We start from the raw sequence: 18,168 nt of genomic DNA, 5'->3' as shown, positions 1-18,168 counted from the left end.
TTGCCTCGCGGTATCGACTGACCGAGCCGACCGCTACTGGCTAAGCTACGATGGCCCTGAACATCACCGGCCGAGCGAAGATAGCCGCGCAGCATCAGCTCACTTCGTTGTCCGCAGATGTGCGCAGGGAGAAGAACAAGCAAATCAGCCATTTCGAGCAATGACGACGGCGCTGACGTGACGGTCCGTAGCGCTTGCCGACACTGAGCCGCCAAAAGGAACGGATGATCTGCGAGCTGGCGCGGACGCATGTGGGCGCACCGCGAACCGATGAGATCGTCGCGCCGGCCCCTTTCTATCGGTTTGACCGCGGCACCAGTGGGTTGCTGTACAAGACTCTCCGCGACAATTAGGCTTTCCTCCCGTCATTCATCCGAGGATCACCGTCGAAGCCCTTCGCCCTGAACGCTGCTCTGTGTTCCATCGTGATGGTTCGTTGGCAGCCAATCTGTGGCGCCTCCGAAGAACACGCTTAGCGACCATCTCGCAGCTGCGGCATCTGTCAATTGATGGGAGTGAGGCTCGCGGCCTGAGGGGTTGGCCCCGACGCCGAAGGATCTGTATTCAGCATAATAGCTTGTCCTCAACGTATTGGTCTTACCGGGCGTCCATTCGCGCCATCCTTCCGCGATCACGGGGGCATCTATCTTCGCGGACAGGAAAACCACTGTGGCGTAGGGGCGCCAAGGGCGGCCAAGTGCGATATAGCCCGCAATAGGGTCGGCAGTTAGCCTGCAATGATCAAAAACATAGCCACTGTCCTCATCCGGCGCTGCCTTGCTCTGAGCGGTATAGATGACCGCTTGATTGGCGATGCCGTGCAACTCACATTGCCGGAACCAGGCCTTGGCGTTGCCGAATATAAAATCGACATGCCCCTCGATGTAGCACTTCGAGAAGTATTGTCGTGACATTCGGCCGTTCGGTCCCTTGCCGGCAAACAGGGTGTCCTGGGCGCCGAGCAGGCGAACGCGCGTAATGACGTCCCGGTCTCCGGTAACTGACAGCGCTACTGCTTGCGAGGGGGGATTGGCCGGATTGAGGGCGTAGTCATTCTGGATGGTCAGATTTTCGAGCCGGAAGTCATCGCCAGCGGCATCCAGTGTGGCCGAACGCGCGGTTCCTCCCGCATTGATCGCGCCGTCGCCATACACAATGACAGTATCCTCCGGTTTGTCGCCAGTCCCCACGATATGAATACCGGATTTTGAGGTCTTGACCTTCTCGCGATAGGTCCCCGGCGCGATCCGAATATCCCCGCCTTGCGCCGGCGACGCGTCGATGGCTTCCTGCAGGGAGTGATAGTCTGCATTTGCGGCATGCGACACCAATAATGCCTCGGCGTATGCTGCCGGGAGACAGAAATATCCAGCCAGAAGCGCGGCGGCCATCAGGAATATTTGCATTTGATCTTACCCTTGGTCGCGTTTGCGGCGCGGACGCACTCGATGCACCGACGCGGACAGCCCGCGGATCGTCGATACTTTCCTCGCCGAACCAGAACCTGCGGGCAACTCTCGCGATGTCCGCCCTTGCAAACCAGTCGCGTACCGGGCGCGGGCCATGAGGCTCGTCTTCCGCCAATATTGGCAATTCCCACCTATCGATGCGGGACTCTCTGCTCCGATGTCCGGCGCCGTCGGAGTGCTTACCGGTCGGCGTCTCGGAATGCCCTGGAACAAGCGTCGGATCCGCGCGACAGCGGTTGTGTTGTTCCCCCCGGCAGCGGCGGCGATACGTTAGAATGATCGGCGGTCACCTTTGCATGTTCGAGCTGCCAGGTCGCGGAACTGGCAAATCGGACATCCTCGAGTGTCACGTCAAGGGCATGCCGCTCGTCTACGCCCCGCATCATCAGCGCGCCATTGTCGCCACGCACATGGCGCAAAACAATCTGCCGATAGACCGGAATCCGCGAGCCCTGTGCACGCGGATCGTATTTCGCATCGAACGCCAGCGGCCACCGATTGCCCCTCAGGCAGATGTTTTCATAAGTCACGCGCTCGACCAGACCGCCTCGACTGACATCGCTCTTGATGCGCAGACCAGACGTCGTGCCGTCCAGCGTCAGATTACGTACCAGTATGTCGCTGGCCCCCGAATTCACCTCGCTGCCGATCGACATGCCGTGCCCCCAGCCGAAATAATTATCGATGATGGAGATATGGCTGCTTGAGCCATTATCGCCGGCCTTGATTGCGACGTTGTCGTCTCCCGTTCGGATGAAGCTGCGGGTGATCGTTACATCCTGGCTCGCGCCTGGGTCGATGCCGTCGGTATTGCGGGCTTCCGCCGGTGCATCAATCGTGAGGCCCCAAAACGTGGCACCTTCGACCCGGTTCATCGCGATATGAAAATTGGGCGCATTGCGCAAGGTGACACCCGTGAACGTGATGTCTTGCGCATGATCGATCTGGATCAAGCGCGGGGCGTTTTGGTTGCCGCCTTCGGCTTGGGCGCGGCGGGCCAGTTGCCACCAAGTTTCGGCACCGCCTACCATGGTTGCACCGCCCTGACCATCGATGATGCCGTCCCCGTAGATACCGCCGCCACGGGTTTTGGAAAAGCTGATGAATGGCCGGCAACCATCGCCCTTACCCGAGATACGACCACACTGTCCGCGGCCCTTGTCGTAAGCGGCTGGTTCGGCGATGGCGATGAGCTTGGCGCCTCGTCCGATCCATAACGTCACGCCCGATTTCATCTCGAGAGGACCTGACCGGAACTCGCCCCGCCCTAAATATACTGCGGTCCCCGACGGGCATTGGTCGATGGCATCTTGCAAGGTGACCGTATCTTGCTTGCCGGACGGCATGGGCCGGTCGCACACCGTCTGAGGTGCAATAGGCTCGGTAACGATGCGACGATCTTGTGCGTTGACGGCCGGACAGAGAATGATGCAGGCAATGATGGATAACAGGCTGCATGCTCGAAAAGGCTTTGTCATCGACCTCGTCTCTTCGCCGCGTGGATCTATGCGGCCTAATTGTCTCACGTGCGCGAACTGACCGGTCGCGGCTCGCCTCACTCGCCGCGCAAGATGACATTTATAAGACGCAGACGGTGCATAGGCTTTTACGAGCTCGCAGCAGCATTGCTGCAAGGGGCGAAGAATGGCCCTGCAACTGGGCACACGATTTCACCGAACACCGCATACCTGAGGAGAGGCTTGCGCGCGGGTCACACCTGCGGCTTAGGTCGGAAGACTTACAAAGTCAGCCTGCAATCCGCCGTCGATGTTTTCAGTCGCTGAAAGTGCAGCACCAGATGTGTCGAAATTGTGCGAGTCCGTGCCAACCTCACCTCGAAGCCTACCCGCGTTAGTTCGTATTCGTACAAGCTTTCGAGAAGCTGACGAAATCGTTGTCCGCATATGAATTTGGATGGGCCTCGAACCCTCTTTTTCTGGCATCCGCGAACTCAGGCGATCGCCATTATCACCCCCTGCTCGAGAACGCACCCGGAGGAACATAGTCATTCTCATCGACATCCAGGCGATGCCAAATGAGGCTGGTCGTCTTGCCCGATCACTGCCCGGGGCGTGGCGTGCCTTGATCTTACCGAGCGATCACGACCGATTGAGCACTGTGGCTTAGCTCTCTAACAAAAGAGATCGAGACCTCTGCGTGAGCGGCCCAATCCGGAAACATAGTGTCCGGTCGGACTCGCGGACGATACGCCCCCGTCAGCGTTACCAATCAAACGCGCGTCCGCTGGCCGCCGCAAGCAACAAAAAAAGCGGAGCCATAGAAGTATCGCATCTTGACGTTCATTTCGGTTGTCGGTTCGCAACACGATAGATATTGAAGGCTTTGCTTTACTACGCCTGAAGGACCTCCGGGTTCACGAGCGTCCGTCACGCTTACCGGTCCCAGGATTGACTCGTGAACGTGGCAGCCAGCGGGTCGACAGGATCATTGACGCTCTGAGATTTGCGCGGCCGTGCCTTACGCGCCGAGGTGTCTGCCGCAGATTTCTGCTGGCGTTCATCGATCGGCGCCGAGACTGATCGACACTCAAGCCTCCGCTCGAGCTCCGCCAATTCTGTCTTACATTCTGCTACAACCGATTGGGCTCGAAGCAACTTGACCCTGAGCTCGTCCCGTTGCCTGAATAATTGCTCGGGATTCCAATCGTCCTGCTTCAGCTCATTCATCATCCGCCGGCGCAAGCCCCTCTACCTGGCGTCGCTCAGCAGCAAGAGAAACGGCTCGGCATCTCGCCGCTGATCGATGCTCGCGCCTGAGGTGCCGATGAAAAGTCCGGCGATAGAGCGCCTTCGGGTGAAACGCCTTCAATCTGGTATCCACAGTCGTGCCGTGCTCCTTGGAAGGAGATTTGTGGCCACCGTCAAATCGCACCGCGATCTGAAGGTGACAAAACGTCGCCACGCAGGCGCGTGCTATGGAGCGCGATTGATGAGACCTCTGGAATCGGACGGATCCGGCAATCTTCATTTGAAGACCCACATGGATTACTGGAGAAACATCATGGCCGCATAAATCATCTTCTCACATCTTTCAAGCAATCGACATACCAATGGTGCTTGAGAACTTTGCATTGAAGAATGATGCGCCTCTCGCCGACACTGACTCGCTGCAAACGTCCTGTTGTCGTGCTTGAGACAGCCGGCGTATGAAGCGAGACAGCCGAAGTCGCAAGCACGACGATCATACGGCGACTGCTTTCCTTGGCAGCCAAACGCTCTCACCATTTTTGAGCGGAGCGTCATCGATTGAGAACATGCTATCAGCAATGACAGCGCCGATGACGCGACCGTGATTGCAGCGCGAATGTCGCGTCAGCAGGGCAATTGGCTGAAGCGCGGAATCCGGAACGGCGGCATTGAATGAGTAAGATAGGGGACGACACGCACCGATCATCCTGGCGTCGCCAGTTGGCCAAATGGTTGGCTCGTCATCACCTCAGTGACGAACTCGCCGCAACCGCGACACTCGCGACCCCGATCGCGCTCACGCAACTTGCGCAGATCGCGATGATGGCGACGGATCTGGCATGGATCGGCCACATCGGCACCGACGCCCTCGCGGCAGCCGCGCTTGCCGGCATGATCTTATCGGTTGGCATTACCTTCGCAGCTGGCGTGATCTCGGCAGTAGGGCCGCTCGCGGCGCAAGCGCGGGGCGCGGCAAACACAGCCCTGGTACGGAGCTCGCTGCGCATGGGGCTATGGATTGCACTCGTGCTATGGGCGCCGATCATGGTTTTGCCGGTGCAAGGCGAGCAAATTGTGCTTGCGCTTGGCCAGGAGCCAGCTATTGCGCGCTTAGCTCAGCAGTATCTGCTCGGGCTCGCCTGGGGCATCTTGCCGGCGCTGTGGTTTTTGGCGATCCGCAGTTTCATGGCAGCGGTCGATCGCCCGGCGCCGGCCTTGTGGATCACGCTCGCCGCCATTCCGACCAACGCACTGCTGGCCTATCTGTTGATCAGCGGAAAATTCGGCTTGCCGCGACTTGACTTGTTCGGGGCCGGCCTTGCGACCAGTCTGGTGAACAGTGGCACCTTTCTGGCCGGTATTTGGTTCGTTACATACTGCCGTCCTTTTCGCGACTACCAGGTGCTCCGATATCTTTGGCGGTTCGATTGGCCATTGATGCGGGAGCTCCTCGTGGTCGGCACTCCGATTTCGGTCGCTATTTTCATGGAATCGGGTCTCTTTTCTGCGACGGCCCTCCTGATGGGTGTGATCAGCACCACCGCGGTGGCCGCCCATCAGATCGCATTCCAGGTTGCAGCCGCCCTGTTCATGATCCCGTTTTGCATCGGAATGGCGGTGAGCGTGCGAATCGGACACGCACTCGGCCGCAACGATCTATCAGGTATCAGACAAGCTGGTTTTGCCGCCATGCTGCTTGGAGTCCTGATCGCGGCGATCGCTACGATTGCGGTGGTCGGCACGCGCTTTGAAATCGCCGAGCTGTTCGTCGACCAATCGGCCAGCAATGCGGACGCCACGATCAAGCTGACTGCAGCTCTCATCCTTGTCGGAGCGAGCTTCTTCATTACTGATGCACTTCAGAGCATTGCCGCTGGCGGCCTGCGCGGCTTAAGGGACACGCGTGTGCCGCTGCTCTTCGCAGGCATCGCTTACTGGCTGATCGGCCTTTCGGTCAGTTACGTGCTCGGCTTGAAAACTGGCCTCGGTGCCATCGGCATCTGGATCGGCTTGTCCATCGGAAAGGCCGTTTACGCGGCCCTCCTTGTGATGCGTTTGCGTCTTTTGGCGAACAGACCTCCCGTAGCAGCCATGAGCCAGACTTCGGCTCAAGCGGTGTGCCGGCCATGAGTCGAAGCTATAGCGCGATACCAGAAAATGCGCCTGAAGGACAGGCTCCGCAGTGGAGCGCGACGGGACGGTTCCTCATTCTCTTCGGACCACACGGGCAGCCAGCTCCTAGCCTAGCCTGTGGTCAAGTTGGCTTCAGTATCCGAACCTCCGGCAAACCTTGTTCCTGAACGTAGAAGAGCCCCCGCCGGCTACGGGGCCCCTCGAGGAGGAGAAGCTCCAGCCCTATGGCGCCGGCGGCTGAAGCCCGGCCGAGGAGACCCAATCGTCGATGTCTGCAATTTCAGCGGTGCGGGCCCGCTTCAGCAGACTATCTCGCTCCGCGTCCGCAGGCATGATCGCCGCCATTTCAGCAAGACCCCTTGCAAATACGGCCAGGCGATCCTGCAGTGATGTTGTTTGCCTCGCATGATTTCGCTTTTTCCTCATTGAGGCGCTTCCTTGTTTCGCGCGTCAGCGTCGTCGCTCTGCGAATCTTCGAACAGCATAGCTTCCGACGACATTTTGCCGCGACAACCTGGGTTTAGTTGCGAGATAGCTCTCGAGGGTTCGCGTGCAGCAAGCCATCGGACGCGACGTCGCTACCGTTTTTGTTGCACAAAACAGGCCACTCCAATTGGCTCTTTCTAAGTGGCGAGCTTACTCCATTTGCTTCTTGCACCACAACCGTAGGCGTCGGCTCAGGAATGAAAGCGATTTGATTACTATATTGCGCCTGCGAGCATAACCCTTTGCTCGACGGTCATTCCCTTTAGACGGGATGAAGCAGCTGTGCTGTGATTCTCAGCATGCACTCGCGGTCAACGAAAATCCATCCACGGCGAATGCGAAGCGCCGCTGGCCCCTGCGGCATTCAGGACTCCCGGGCTGCACGTCGCACAATCTACCGTGCTGGCGCGGGCGATCGCAGTACCGCACCCACGGAAACCAAATTCAAGGATCGGTGCGCCACTTTCGTAGTCGGGCGGAAGGCCCGCTGGCTTCTCGCACGCTTGCCGGCGTAGCTGTGCTGCCACCGTCTGCGGAGTGAGAAGAGCGTGGACAATCCTTTCTCATCCGATCCGGCAGCTTCGATGCAGGTGCAATGGTTCGGAAGATCGTGAGGCAGACGAGGAGCAGGAGGCCTTCGAGCAGCAGCTGGCAAGCGCCGACGAGCCTCACGAGGAGACCGGCACTGTACGCCGGACCAGTCAATTTCAACCAGCAAAACGGTTCAAGGTGACCGTCCTATGAGTATTTCGTCCAGATGGACTGGTCCGGCCTGAGCAGCAGTCTCGAGTCCGATGCTGCGAATTGGAATGGAAATATTTGAGCAACTGCGCGACAGCGCAGGATCCTCACCGAGTGAACGAAGAGTAGCTTTGCAACCGCTTCATGGCGGATGACCTGACGCTCGTCAGCTTATCGACAGCTGAGCTTCCTACCATCCGAACGTCTCGATTTAGCCGATAGTGCCGCCTAATCGGCTGAGTCCAAGCATGTCATGGAGTTCAATGAATACAGAACGGACCCAGCCTCGCGTTGGCATACCTTCCGAATCCGAAAGCACCGAGCCAACGTCTGGTGCCGCCGGGCAGTCTCCCTCATGCCTGACCCAGTGGGCGTCAGCCCTGACGCGGTGGGTCACGGGAGCGGCCGCCGCCGACCTCGTCTCGTCGCAGGACAACGCCCTGGCGAGCTGGGCAGCAGAAGAGGGGCAGGGCCAAAATGAGAATCGGCAAGAGGGGGTCAACCGGACGAGGGCATGGCGGGACGAGGGTAATGTCAGAGACGAGCTGGATTTGTCGTCGTTGTCCCTGACCAGCTTGCCAGCCTCACTCCCGCCCAGGCTCCGGACCGTCATCGTCATCGGTAACCAGTTGAGCAGCCTGCCGGCCCAGCTTCCGGGCGGACTCCGGGACCTCTACGCCTCTGACAACCGGCTGACTAGCCTGCCCCCCCTTCCGAGCAGGCTGCGGAACCTCCACCTCATGGCCAACGAGCTGACCAGCCTGCCGGCAGAGCTACCATCCAGGCTCCGCAGCTTGATGGTCGATGGCAACCAGCTGACCGATCTGCCCGCCCTTCCCGCCACTATCGAGGAGTTCTCCGCCAGCAATAACCAGCTGACCAGTCTGCCCGACCTTCCAGCCAGGCTCCGCCGCCTGGACGTCAGCGAAAATCAGCTGACGAGCCTGCCCGATCTTCCAGCCAGACTGCGCTACATGGACGCAAGCGACAACCAGCTGACAAGCCTGCCCGAGATTCCGGCTCGAGTTGGATACCTGGACGTCAGCGAAAATCAGCTGACCAATCTGCCCGAGACGCTCCCGATCAGCCTTGAAATGCTCGGCGCCAGCAATAACCGGCTGACCGGCCTGCCCGCGACGTTGCTGACGCAGCTCGGCAGCGCGTCCAGCATCGACCTGCGGTCGAATCCGATACCGGCCCCGGTGCTGGCCGATTTGGCGTCAGCCACGAGTGGTGCGGATTATGCCGGCCCGCGGGTCTTACTGTCGATCCCGCTACAATCGGTGGAACATCAGCCGCCATTACTCCACGAGGTTGTGGCAGATTGGCTCGCGGACGAGCCCGGCGCAGTGGACGCGTGGCATGGCTTCGCCGAAGAGCCGGGTGCGCAGGACTTCGCAATGTTTCTCGAAAGACTCGCGGGCACCGTGAACTATGGTCATCAGGCGTTCCGCGACCAAGTGGCCGAGAACCTGCTACAGGCCGCGATGAGGCCGCAGCTGCGCGAGCAGTTTTTCGGGCTCGCCAATGGAGCGACTGCATCCTGCGAGGACCGCATTACTTTGACCTGGAACAGCATGCAGACCGCACGTCTGAACGCTGATGTTAAGGAAGGGCTCTATGACAATCGGCTCGACCAATTGCTCCAACACGGCCGAGTGATGTTTCGTTTGGAGGCGCTTGACGACATCGCACGCGAGACGGTCAGCTCCCTCCGCCGTGCCGATCCGGAGGCCGATATCGACGAGATCGAGGTCTATCTTGCCTATCAGACCCAGCTACGGGATCGGCTTGAACTGCGCCACATTGCCCCCGATATGCGCTTCTTGAATCTCGCTGAGGTCACGGCGGACGACGTTGCCAGGGCTGAGACGTCGGTGCGGCAACAGGAAGCGACGGGTTTTGCGGATTTTCTCGCAACGCGCTGGGAGCCCTGGGATGCGGCGGTGAGGCGGATCGCCCCCGATGATCATGCCGCGGCGCGGGACCGGATTGCCGATGCGCTCGAAGATGAGTTTCCGGCGCGCTTGAACGAGCGACTCGCGGAGCATGGCCTGACGGATGATGTCGATGCCCAGCGCGTCGTCGGAGCCCAGATCCTCAGCGAAATCGCCCGCGAGATCAAAGGCGAGCTGATGCATAAGGTTCTCCGGGAGCACGGCCTCGAGCCCTGATCGATGCGATAGCCGCCCTGCAGTACTCGTTTGGTCGTTACGGGACGAGCGATTGTTGAGGTTGAATGGATACGCGCAGTTGCCGTCTGCTGACTACATCCGTCCAGTCCGGCGTGTTGTTCGCGCGCCGGCCGTGCCCAGAAACCCGCAATTCTCAACTTGTAAGCGCCGCCAGAAGGTCATTGCTCGCCTGGATTTCGACGAACAGACCATGTCCGACGGGTCCAAATACAAGGCTGTGCCAGGACACGACTGGCATTGCCTGGTCGAACTTGATCACGCGCAGGATACTTCGGCAGCGCGGGCCAATGAATCTCCGTTCCCATCGGCGCAAGGTTTCATAGCTCAACGCCCAGGGCGATCGTCTGGCATCGGCTTCGCGGCACAGAGCGCCTCGCCGTAGGTCTGCGAGCAGGATAGCTAGGGTGCCCGCCCCACAGCTACCGGGCCGGAAGGCAGCCCCTGCTGACCATCCGAGGGCGTCACGCGGCTCACCTTCAGAACGTCGATGATCCAAAGTCACTTCGGCGCGCTCGGCTCGACGTCATGCCGAGGGGAGGCCGATGACGTAAGCGTGACGGAATATATCGGTGCCAATTTCGAGCCGCCCGATCGCGAGCAGCTACGCTGCGGCTTCGTCAGCTTTTCGAAAGCTTGCTCTGGTAGGATGTCTGCTCAGGTGATCTTGGACGTGAGGCTACGTGGACCCGCACAATTGTGACCCATCCAACGTAACAGTTTGGTCGCAGGTGCAGCATGCCACCTCGGAAGAGCAGCAAGAGGTCGGCGAGGCACCAGGCGTTTGAGCCGTCCTTGGCGACGGCGCTCCCAGCCAGCAGCGGTACATGCCATCATCAGTCTGAAGAAGACCGGCGCCGAATTGATGACGCGACGAATAATGCGGCGGCTCGGACTCGTTAAAAGGCGCACATTAAGCCTGCATACTACCGAACTTGGCCGATTGCGGGCATGTTCTCCGCTTTCGACGTCGAGCGTTTGATCTGAGCAATCAGCAATCCTATCGCTCACGTCAACGAATTCTAATAGCCGAAGGATGAAGGCGCCGCTGAGCAATCTTCGCGATTGCTGCGAGCCCGACACTCGCCGTGCGATTCCACCCAGGCCCTCAGAAAACGACGAGAGTTTCATTGAAATGATGACGCGTGCCAATCGGCGCAGCGAGGCCGCCCTTGACCCGTATCGCCCTGCTCTTCGTAGATTCTCCGAGGCGCTTCTTTTAGAGGGCCAGACGATATCTGGACTGGACCATGACGCGCGGGTTAAGTCCGCTCGGAGGCTGTTCCCGCACGACAAGACTCTCATCTCCGCGTTGAATTTGTTTCGTGCTGCGGAGCTCCGCGATAAATTTGGGTCGTGATGCGGAGCCCGCCTCCGGTCCAGGCGCCTCGAGCGGGCAGCTGAGCGTTGCAGCTTGGCGGAGTAGTCCTGCGTAGCAGAATTGGCGCCTGCTATTCACGGACAAGATCTGTCCGGTCCCGTCCTGATAAATTATCATCGTCGGGGAACATCACTGACATTACCGCTGTATTGTATGGTTTTGTGAACAACGACGACTTTGGCTCTCGAGATAAGAAATCAAGCGGATCACGGTGGATCATTCAACTGCCGCACGGCCTGTCATCACAATGCCGAGCCGACGATCGGGAAAGTGACGTCGATTTTCCGCTCTCGATCTCATTCAACGTGCATAGCGCAGGGGCCGCGGAGCCTGAAGCAATCCCTATCATTGCGCTTGACATACTGCCCCCCGCTCCTAACGACCTCGTCTTGAGGCCAAGATAGCGGGCATGTCGCCGCAATCTCACTACGCGAACGCCCTCTACGAAGCCGTCGGATTATTTTTCTGCTCGGGCAGCCGTTGGACCAAATGTGCGAGCCAGGCGAGCGTCCGCCATAAACTTTCGTATCGTCAGGTGCTCCCCTTGAGGTGCCCAATCTTTACCAAGGTTCGATTGAGCCGCTGATCACGATCCTCTTAGCTGCATGTGCGGCTGGCCACAACGACAACTCATTCGTCTTCGCCGGCTTCGTCAACTGATAGCTGATCAGGAGGTCGCAAATTCTATTTTTCGTCGGAGTGGCAGCCTTTGCCGAAATGTGGATAGAGATACTGATGGAACCATTCGAGCTTGCGTGGTGCGAGTTCGAATACCGACAGGCTCTCAGATTCCTTGAAAAGATGGAGAACAGGGCGGACGACGTCTAGTCCCAGAGCGCGGAGATTCAGCCGTTCTGATTCGTCATGCGGAAGGGCCTGTGGGCCAAACACTCTATGACAGCGCACGGCCACGCACGCCAGCAATGTCCTTCAGCGCGCCAGCGAACCGGCCACGCACAAACCCGTGCCGCTCGATGAGATGGCGGGCAAAGGTAGTCTGGCCGGACCCAATAAAGCCCTTGAGGCCGATGATGATCATGAAAGGAAGCTCCCGATTGGAACCATACGGTCTCAATCGGCATTGTTTCAACACTTGGGTCCTGCCAAGGCCCTTCCCCATGCGGGTGACGCGCGACCGCCCGATCTGGCTAGATGCAAAATTTCGAAATGCACTTTCTGTTCTCTGAGTGGCTGCGGCGTCAAGGCACCCGGGCGGTCCGCAAAAACATCAGATTGGCGACGCGAACGAACCACCTACGATGAAGAGAAGAGCTTCCCATTCGAAGTTAAGAACCCCTGGTTCAATGGGAAAGCGGATATTGCGTCGTTCAGCCGAGAAGAACTCCTAGCGACGAAACTCCGTGCACTTCTCCAACGCGATAAAGGCCGAGATCTCGTTGATCTTGCGAAGGCCGTTGCGCTGTTTGACGGGCTCGACGCTGCACGTGTCGTCGAGCTGTTTGGCAAACATCTGAGTGCGTCCGGCCAAACCATTTCTCGAGCCGAGGCCGAGGAGCGCATGTGGGCTAAGCTGGAAGATCCCTCATTCTTGGCCGACGTGCGCCCGCTGATGGCTCCCGATGACGCGGAAGAATTTGACTCCGACGCGGAGCGGACCGCGTTCGTGACCGTCTTTACTGAATTCGTAAAGCGTCTACCGAGCCAAGCTTGGTTGGATACGCCTGCCATGGCGAAAAAGAACGAAATGCCTGAATTGGCTAAAGCCTAGCGCCATGACTCGCCCGAACGCTCCGATCCCATTGCGACGCCAACCACCTACGAACTGCATTCGTTGGGTTGGAAGGCATTTCAGCAATTACGCGTGTCTGTAGCCTCAGAGATCTGGGGGCAGACCGTTCAGGGCTTTTTCGACTCGCATGACGGAGGCCGCGACGGCGCGTTCTACGGCACCTGGGCTTCCAACAAGGGGGAGACGTTCACAGGCAACTTCACGGTTCAACGCAAGTTTTCGCAGAAGCCGCACCGGCACCTGAGACTGACTTTCCTGAAGGATGAACTCGCCAAAGCTGCTCGTCTCGGGGGCTTGCGGACAACTACTTTCTCTTTACGAATATGCGACTGACTGCCACGACCGATGAAACCGTTCGTGCCGCTTTGAAGCCATTCCAGGGCTGAACACTGCCGCATCTACGGCGCAGATCAAATTTCCCAATTCATCCAGGAGTCTGCACGCCTCTGGATGCTGATCCCTCATAATTATAGTCTTGGAGATCTCAGTCAAATCCTCGGCCACCGCGCCTATGACCAGGCGCAGGAAATTCTCAGCGCGCTCGGTGATGACGACATGAACAAGTTTGTCATGACCGATGCACTCCGTGCCGCAGCTCGTGTCATTGTCGAACGTAGCTTCGTTCTTTTTCTCGGCGAACCGGCATGTGGAAAATCTGCGATCGCAGCGGCGCTCGCTCTCGGCGCTCTGGACGAATGGAACTGCTTTACAGTGAAGTTACGCGACCCGTCCGAATTTGTGGCTGCGTCGAACCCACATGAAAGGCAGTTTTTCTGGATGGATGACGCCTTTGGAGCCACCCAGCTTGATTGGCAAATGACGTCAGAGTGGAATGCCAACTTTTCCCCATATTCGGGCAGCAATTCGACGCGGAGCCAAATTTGTCTTCACATCCCGGGATTACATTTACAAAAACGCCAGACATTTTCTGAAGGAATCCGCTCTACCGGTAATCCAGGATTCACAGGTCGTCATTCGCGTGGAGCAGCTGTCAAAAGATGAGCGGGAACAACTCCTCTACAATCATATTCGCCTCGGTGCTCAGTCCGCCTTCAAGCGTCAGCTAAAACCGCATCTCGACACGGTCGCTGTTCACCAGCGTTTCAGCCCGAGATCGCACGGCGTCTTGGAAATCCGCCTTCACGAACAGCTTTTGATTTCTTCAAGCGCACTGAATGATTTCGTCGGCGCCCCGTACAATTGCTGCATTGTCGCCTGTGCGCCGTAGCCACGCGATTTCAAACAATTCTCTGTCGCCGCACGGACCGAGGCGTCGTTGTCAACAACGGAAATCACAGGCGCGGACAAGACGAGCCCTCCTGAAGAGGGAATAGGGGCTGCAAGTATTAGCCGCCTTCGGCGAAAGATGGGCTCGACTGATGAAATTGTAAAATCAGACTCGTGTTTGTTCAGGACGATTGGCGCGAATTCCCAACGCCTCAGTCATTCTGATCAAGTCGGCCAGCGACCGTGCACGCATCTTCTTCATTACGTGTCCCCGGTAGATCTTGACCGTAATCTCGGCGAGCCCAAGCTCGGCGGCTACCTGCTTGTTCATCAGGCCGCCAACGACCAGTTTCATCACCGCCTGCTCGCGCGGGCTTAAGCTCTCAAATCGACACTGTAGGTTCGCGACGATGTGCTGAGCCTCCCGTCTTTTGCGATCGCGTTCGATCGCCGCAACCACGGCATCAAGCAGTTCCTGATCGGGAAACGGTTTGCTGAGAAAATCGACCGCTCCTTCCTTCATGGCCCTGACGGTCATGGGGATGTCGCCATGGCCGGTAGTGAAAATGATCGGAATATGTATGTTCAACCTCGCTAGCTCGGTCTGGTAGTCAAGGCCGCTCAAGCCTGGCAGCCGGACATCAAGAACTAGACAGCTAATAACGTCCGGGATTGTGCTCTGCAGCATTTCGTGCGCCGATCCGAATGCGATGACGCCTAACCCTACCGATTGAAAAAGATTCGTAAGCGAGCGACGCATGGAGATGTCATCCTCGACGACGAAGACAACCGCCCTTGTCGAGGACCCGGCGTTGCTGACTTCACTTGGCGAGTCAAATCGTCCTGTCACGAGACGGCCTCCTTATGCAGCGGTAGGGCAACCTGGAACGTCGCGCCCGGTCCACTTTTGTGGACCATTGACAGCCGTCCTCCGTGAGCTTCCACAATCGACCGGCAGATCGAAAGACCCATTCCAAGGCCACTCGACTTGGTGGTGAAGAAAGGATCCAAGACGCGGTCCGCGTCGTTCTCGGCGATGCCGACGCCGCAATCGGTCACGGCAAGTTGGATGTGCCCCACATCGTCCTTTGATGATTGAATCAGCAGTTCGCACGTCCGGTCGGTAACTGCCTCCATGGCTTCGATTCCGTTCATCACCAGATTGATGATCACCTGTTGTAGCTGAATCCGATCGCCAAGGATCGGAGGCAGCCCTGCCGTCAACTCGGTTCGTAACGTCACTCGGTGGCTCACCAGCTCTCGTGTTACCAGCGCAATGACCTCCTTAACGACCCCATTGATGTCGAGCGGCACCATCTCAATGTCGCCTTTCTTCGCGAGCGCGCGAATACGACGGATCACGTCGCTTGCCCGGGTTGCGTCTTCGATGATCCACTCCACCGAAGAGCGCGCAGCGGAAAGATTAGGAGCTTCCCGCCCCATCCAACCGAGGCACGCATCGGCGTTGCTGATAATAGCGGCGAGTGGCTGGTTTATTTCATGGGCGATGGAAGTTGTCAGCTCTCCTAAGGTCGTTACACGCGTCACATGCGCAAGCTCCGCTTGTGCCTTTCGTAGTTCTTGTTCGGCTTGATCGGCGCGAATGGTCGCGGTGATGTCAGTGCTCACGCCACGGTAGCCGAGAAAGTGCCCCTTTCCATCGAAAACGGGCTTGCCACTCGTGCGGACGTAGGTCGGAGAACCTGTCCGATTCACGGTGCGGTAGACAAGATCCCGAAACGGAAGATGGGCCTCCAACGTCGCCCGATGCTGCCGCCACTTCTCCGGCTCCTCCTCGAGGTCGCACGCAATGTCCCAGCGAAGCAGGCCGATCAATCCTGTCGCCAAAATTCCCGCAGCGCTGGTGTGCTCGGATAAGCGAGTGACCTGATGATCCGGCCCAGTCTCCCAGAGCCAGTCGGAAGCTGTTTCGGTGTAGTCGCGAAAGCGCTGTTCGCTTTCGCGCAGCGCGGCAAGTGTGTTTTCCAGGCGTTCCCTAGCTGCGTGTTGCTCGGTGACATCCATATGTGTTCCGATCAGCTCGCTGACGTTACCATCGCTGCCGACCACCACCTGCGCAACGGAGTGTATGCGTCGTATCCCGCCATCTGGTAGAAGGATACGAAAATCATATTCGAACCGCCCCTCCTTGTGTTCAATCGCCTGGCGCTGCACCTCCTCCAGCCGCGGCAAGTCGTCCGGATGGATGCGCGATCGAATGGCCTCGATTGATACCGGCTCTTGTGGGCGAAAGCCGAACAGACGATCGATCTCGGCGGAGCGATACACGAAATCTAGACCGTCGACGTCCCAGGACCAGCTGCCCGTGTGACTGAGATGCTGGGCTTCGGCCAGATAGGCCTCGCTGCGGCGCAGCTGTCGTTCTGCTCGCCTGACCGCCGTAATATCCGTAGCTGCCCCAACAAACTCGGTCTCACCAGAGGCCGTTCTCGTCGCTCGTGCCTGCGCATGGATGTGCTTTACCGAGCCGTCTGGTAGCAGAAGCCGGTATTCGTGCTCGAAATCGCTCGGGTCTCGCATCGCGCGCTCGATAATTTCTTGAACCGAAGCCCTATCATCTGGATGAGTGCGCTCAACGACGAGCTGCGGCCCCGGCAGCGTCTGGGGATCTAATCGGAAAATCCGAAATGTCTCCTTTGACCAGAAGGCCTCGCCCGTGGTGGGGTTCCAGCTGAAGCTGCCTGTGTGACTCAACTCCTGCGCCTGGGCCAAATGTGCTTCGCTCCGCTGCAGGGCAAGTTCGGTCCGCCTTCGCTCCGTGATATCTTCGCAGGCGATAAGGACAATGGGCTGCTCATCCGCCCAGAGCATGGCTTTGGCGCTTTCACGTACCCACAAGACCGAGCCGTCCTTCCTGACCTTCTGGACGTTCCAAGTGCGCGTTTGTCCGACATCCTCCAGGCACGTCCGGACGCATTCCCGAACGAACGCGCGATCCTCCTCGAAAAATACCTCCAGCACGGATTGACCGATCAGTTCAGCACGAGCATAGCCGAGTTGTGTCGCGCCGAATGTATTGACGTTGAGAACAGTGCCGGCTTCATCGACCATGAAGTACATGGCCGGATTGTGCTCGAAGATGGCGCGCCACTGCTTTTCGCGATCCTGCAAATCGGCCGCACTCCGCTGAAGCTTGGCCGCAATCACACGCGCAGCCTCTCTTTCCTGGCGGAGCTTACCGATCAGGTGCGCTCCCACAATCGAGGCAATAAAGAATGCAACAATCACCGGCAGACCTTGGGGGGCATCGATTCGTAGGCTGAATGCTGGCGGCGCTAAGCAGTAAGCGAGAGCAGCGATGGTTACGATGCAAAGCGCCGACGACGCGATCAAGCTGCCCATCAGCGAAAACAGCATGATCACTAACAAATGCGCGAACGCCGTCGTGGCGAAATGCGCATGAAGGTACAAGCAGGCCAGTGTTACCAAGGTCAGCGTTATGCTGCCGAAGGTAAACTGAAGGGCCGAACGTTCTACTGCTGATTTGGCTACGTATTCTGATGCCATCCGGCCTGTTCTCCGGCGGGAGAGCTATAACATTTCAGGGCGCGCACTCATAAAGCCACGACAATACCGGGCGTCACGTCAGTTGTCCGCGCAGTTCCGGTTCAAGCGGGTTTGCGGCGCAACCATCCCTTCATTTTGAGACCGTCCCGCACGTTGAGAGCAAGAAGTGTAATGTTTATTGCGCCCGCGACGAGCTCGATCGCCTGCACAGCATAGAACGTGGCATCGAATTCTGCCGCCTGAGCCTTGGACGCAAGGAAGAGCGCAGACGGAATAAGAAACAGGATGCCGTTTCCTGCAATGAATGGCATGCGATTGAATTTGGCCCCGATCAGTCCGGCCCGGCGCGCCTTTGCCAAGATGACACCTGTACCACCGGTCGCAGCGAGCGCCGGGATCAGCAAGAAGAAACCCCACGGTATGGTGCTCTTGACCGCTGCAACTGTGGCATGGGACGCGAACAGCTCGCTGAGTACCGTCGATAGCCAAAATGTGCCGATCGTTGCGATAGCCAAGGCGCCAGCGACAGGATGGATCAACTTGATCATGAGTA

At 58.4% G+C, this 18,168-nt stretch carries 12 protein-coding genes; 5 read left to right on the top strand and 7 right to left on the bottom strand.

Going from position 1 to position 18,168, the window contains the following annotated elements; translation table 11 throughout:
* Nucleotides 1–380: 380 nt before the first annotated feature.
* Both ACVI1L_RS24745 and ACVI1L_RS24740 read right to left on the bottom strand, forming a co-directional pair.
* Complete coding sequence (locus tag ACVI1L_RS24745; RefSeq protein WP_456784077.1) at nt 381–1,406, bottom strand: pectinesterase family protein; 1,026 nt, start codon at nt 1,404–1,406, stop codon at nt 381–383.
* Between the two features lie 242 nt (nt 1,407–1,648).
* Nucleotides 1,649–2,947 carry a glycoside hydrolase family 28 protein gene (locus ACVI1L_RS24740; RefSeq protein WP_456784076.1) on the bottom strand — a complete coding sequence of 433 codons (1,299 nt, stop codon included), beginning with the start codon at nt 2,945–2,947 and terminating at the stop codon, nt 1,649–1,651.
* Between the two features lie 1,950 nt (nt 2,948–4,897).
* On the opposite strand from ACVI1L_RS24740, the gene ACVI1L_RS24735 reads away from it, so the two are divergent.
* A complete protein-coding gene (locus ACVI1L_RS24735) occupies nt 4,898–6,307 on the top strand; it encodes an MATE family efflux transporter (protein WP_253640644.1) in 1,410 nt (469 codons plus the stop codon).
* Nucleotides 6,308–6,532: 225 nt separating this feature from the next.
* On the opposite strand, the gene ACVI1L_RS24730 is transcribed toward ACVI1L_RS24735, so the two are convergent.
* Complete coding sequence (locus tag ACVI1L_RS24730; protein WP_253640645.1) at nt 6,533–6,736, bottom strand: hypothetical protein; 204 nt, start codon at nt 6,734–6,736, stop codon at nt 6,533–6,535.
* Between the two features lie 1,541 nt (nt 6,737–8,277).
* On the opposite strand from ACVI1L_RS24730, the gene ACVI1L_RS24725 reads away from it, so the two are divergent.
* The gene (locus tag ACVI1L_RS24725) at nt 8,278–9,711 is read left to right on the top strand and encodes an NEL-type E3 ubiquitin ligase domain-containing protein (RefSeq protein WP_253640646.1); all 1,434 of its coding nucleotides are present in this window, start codon (nt 8,278–8,280) and stop codon (nt 9,709–9,711) included.
* 2,291 nt (nt 9,712–12,002) lie between these two features.
* On the opposite strand, the gene ACVI1L_RS24720 is transcribed toward ACVI1L_RS24725, so the two are convergent.
* Complete coding sequence (locus ACVI1L_RS24720) at nt 12,003–12,149, bottom strand: hypothetical protein (RefSeq protein ID WP_253640647.1); 147 nt, start codon at nt 12,147–12,149, stop codon at nt 12,003–12,005.
* 54 nt (nt 12,150–12,203) lie between these two features.
* Between ACVI1L_RS24720 and ACVI1L_RS24715 the strand changes: the two genes are divergently transcribed.
* The 3 genes from ACVI1L_RS24715 (at nt 12,204) to ACVI1L_RS24705 (ending at nt 14,088) form a co-directional block, all read left to right on the top strand.
* Nucleotides 12,204–12,839 (top strand): nucleotidyl transferase AbiEii/AbiGii toxin family protein, encoded by a 636-nt coding sequence (locus ACVI1L_RS24715; RefSeq protein ID WP_456784075.1) that lies wholly within the window; start codon nt 12,204–12,206, stop codon nt 12,837–12,839.
* Between the two features lie 471 nt (nt 12,840–13,310).
* Entirely contained in the window at nt 13,311–13,862 is a 552-nt protein-coding gene (locus ACVI1L_RS24710; protein ID WP_456784074.1) for an nSTAND3 domain-containing NTPase, read from the top strand.
* Nucleotides 13,765–14,088, top strand: a complete 324-nt coding sequence (locus ACVI1L_RS24705; RefSeq protein WP_456785605.1) for a hypothetical protein — start codon at nt 13,765–13,767, stop codon at nt 14,086–14,088. The genes ACVI1L_RS24710 and ACVI1L_RS24705 overlap by 98 nt, the downstream gene beginning before the upstream one ends.
* A 165-nt stretch (nt 14,089–14,253) precedes the next feature.
* Here the strand turns inward: ACVI1L_RS24705 and ACVI1L_RS24700 are convergent, their stop codons facing one another.
* The 3 genes from ACVI1L_RS24700 to ACVI1L_RS24690 form a co-directional block, all read right to left on the bottom strand.
* Nucleotides 14,254–14,937, bottom strand: a complete 684-nt coding sequence (locus ACVI1L_RS24700) for a response regulator transcription factor (RefSeq protein ID WP_456784073.1) — start codon at nt 14,935–14,937, stop codon at nt 14,254–14,256.
* Nucleotides 14,934–17,615, bottom strand: a complete 2,682-nt coding sequence (locus ACVI1L_RS24695; protein WP_456784072.1) for a PAS domain S-box protein — start codon at nt 17,613–17,615, stop codon at nt 14,934–14,936. The genes ACVI1L_RS24700 and ACVI1L_RS24695 overlap by 4 nt, the downstream gene beginning before the upstream one ends.
* A 101-nt stretch (nt 17,616–17,716) precedes the next feature.
* Nucleotides 17,717–18,163, bottom strand: a complete 447-nt coding sequence (locus ACVI1L_RS24690) for a hypothetical protein (protein ID WP_456784071.1) — start codon at nt 18,161–18,163, stop codon at nt 17,717–17,719.
* Between the last annotated feature and the right edge of the window lie 5 nt (nt 18,164–18,168).

The sequence above is a fragment of the Bradyrhizobium sp. USDA 4516 genome, from assembly GCF_054055915.1.
The sequence above is the reverse complement of the archived record's forward strand: the minus strand, read 5'-3'. Positions and strand labels throughout refer to the sequence as shown.

What these genes read in the sequence shown, in the direction of transcription:
- ACVI1L_RS24745 (WP_456784077.1), bottom strand. Translation starts at nt 1,406, where the DNA reads ATGCAAATATTCCTGATGGCCGCCGCGCTTCTGGCTGGATATTTCTGT.
- ACVI1L_RS24740 (WP_456784076.1), bottom strand. Translation starts at nt 2,947, where the DNA reads ATGACAAAGCCTTTTCGAGCATGCAGCCTGTTATCCATCATTGCCTGC.
- ACVI1L_RS24730 (WP_253640645.1), bottom strand. Translation starts at nt 6,736, where the DNA reads ATGAGGAAAAAGCGAAATCATGCGAGGCAAACAACATCACTGCAGGAT.
- ACVI1L_RS24725 (WP_253640646.1), top strand. Translation starts at nt 8,278, where the DNA reads ATGGCCAACGAGCTGACCAGCCTGCCGGCAGAGCTACCATCCAGGCTC.
- ACVI1L_RS24720 (WP_253640647.1), bottom strand. Translation starts at nt 12,149, where the DNA reads ATGATCATCATCGGCCTCAAGGGCTTTATTGGGTCCGGCCAGACTACC.
- ACVI1L_RS24710 (WP_456784074.1), top strand. Translation starts at nt 13,311, where the DNA reads ATGCTGATCCCTCATAATTATAGTCTTGGAGATCTCAGTCAAATCCTC.
- ACVI1L_RS24695 (WP_456784072.1), bottom strand. Translation starts at nt 17,615, where the DNA reads ATGGCATCAGAATACGTAGCCAAATCAGCAGTAGAACGTTCGGCCCTT.
- ACVI1L_RS24690 (WP_456784071.1), bottom strand. Translation starts at nt 18,163, where the DNA reads ATGATCAAGTTGATCCATCCTGTCGCTGGCGCCTTGGCTATCGCAACG.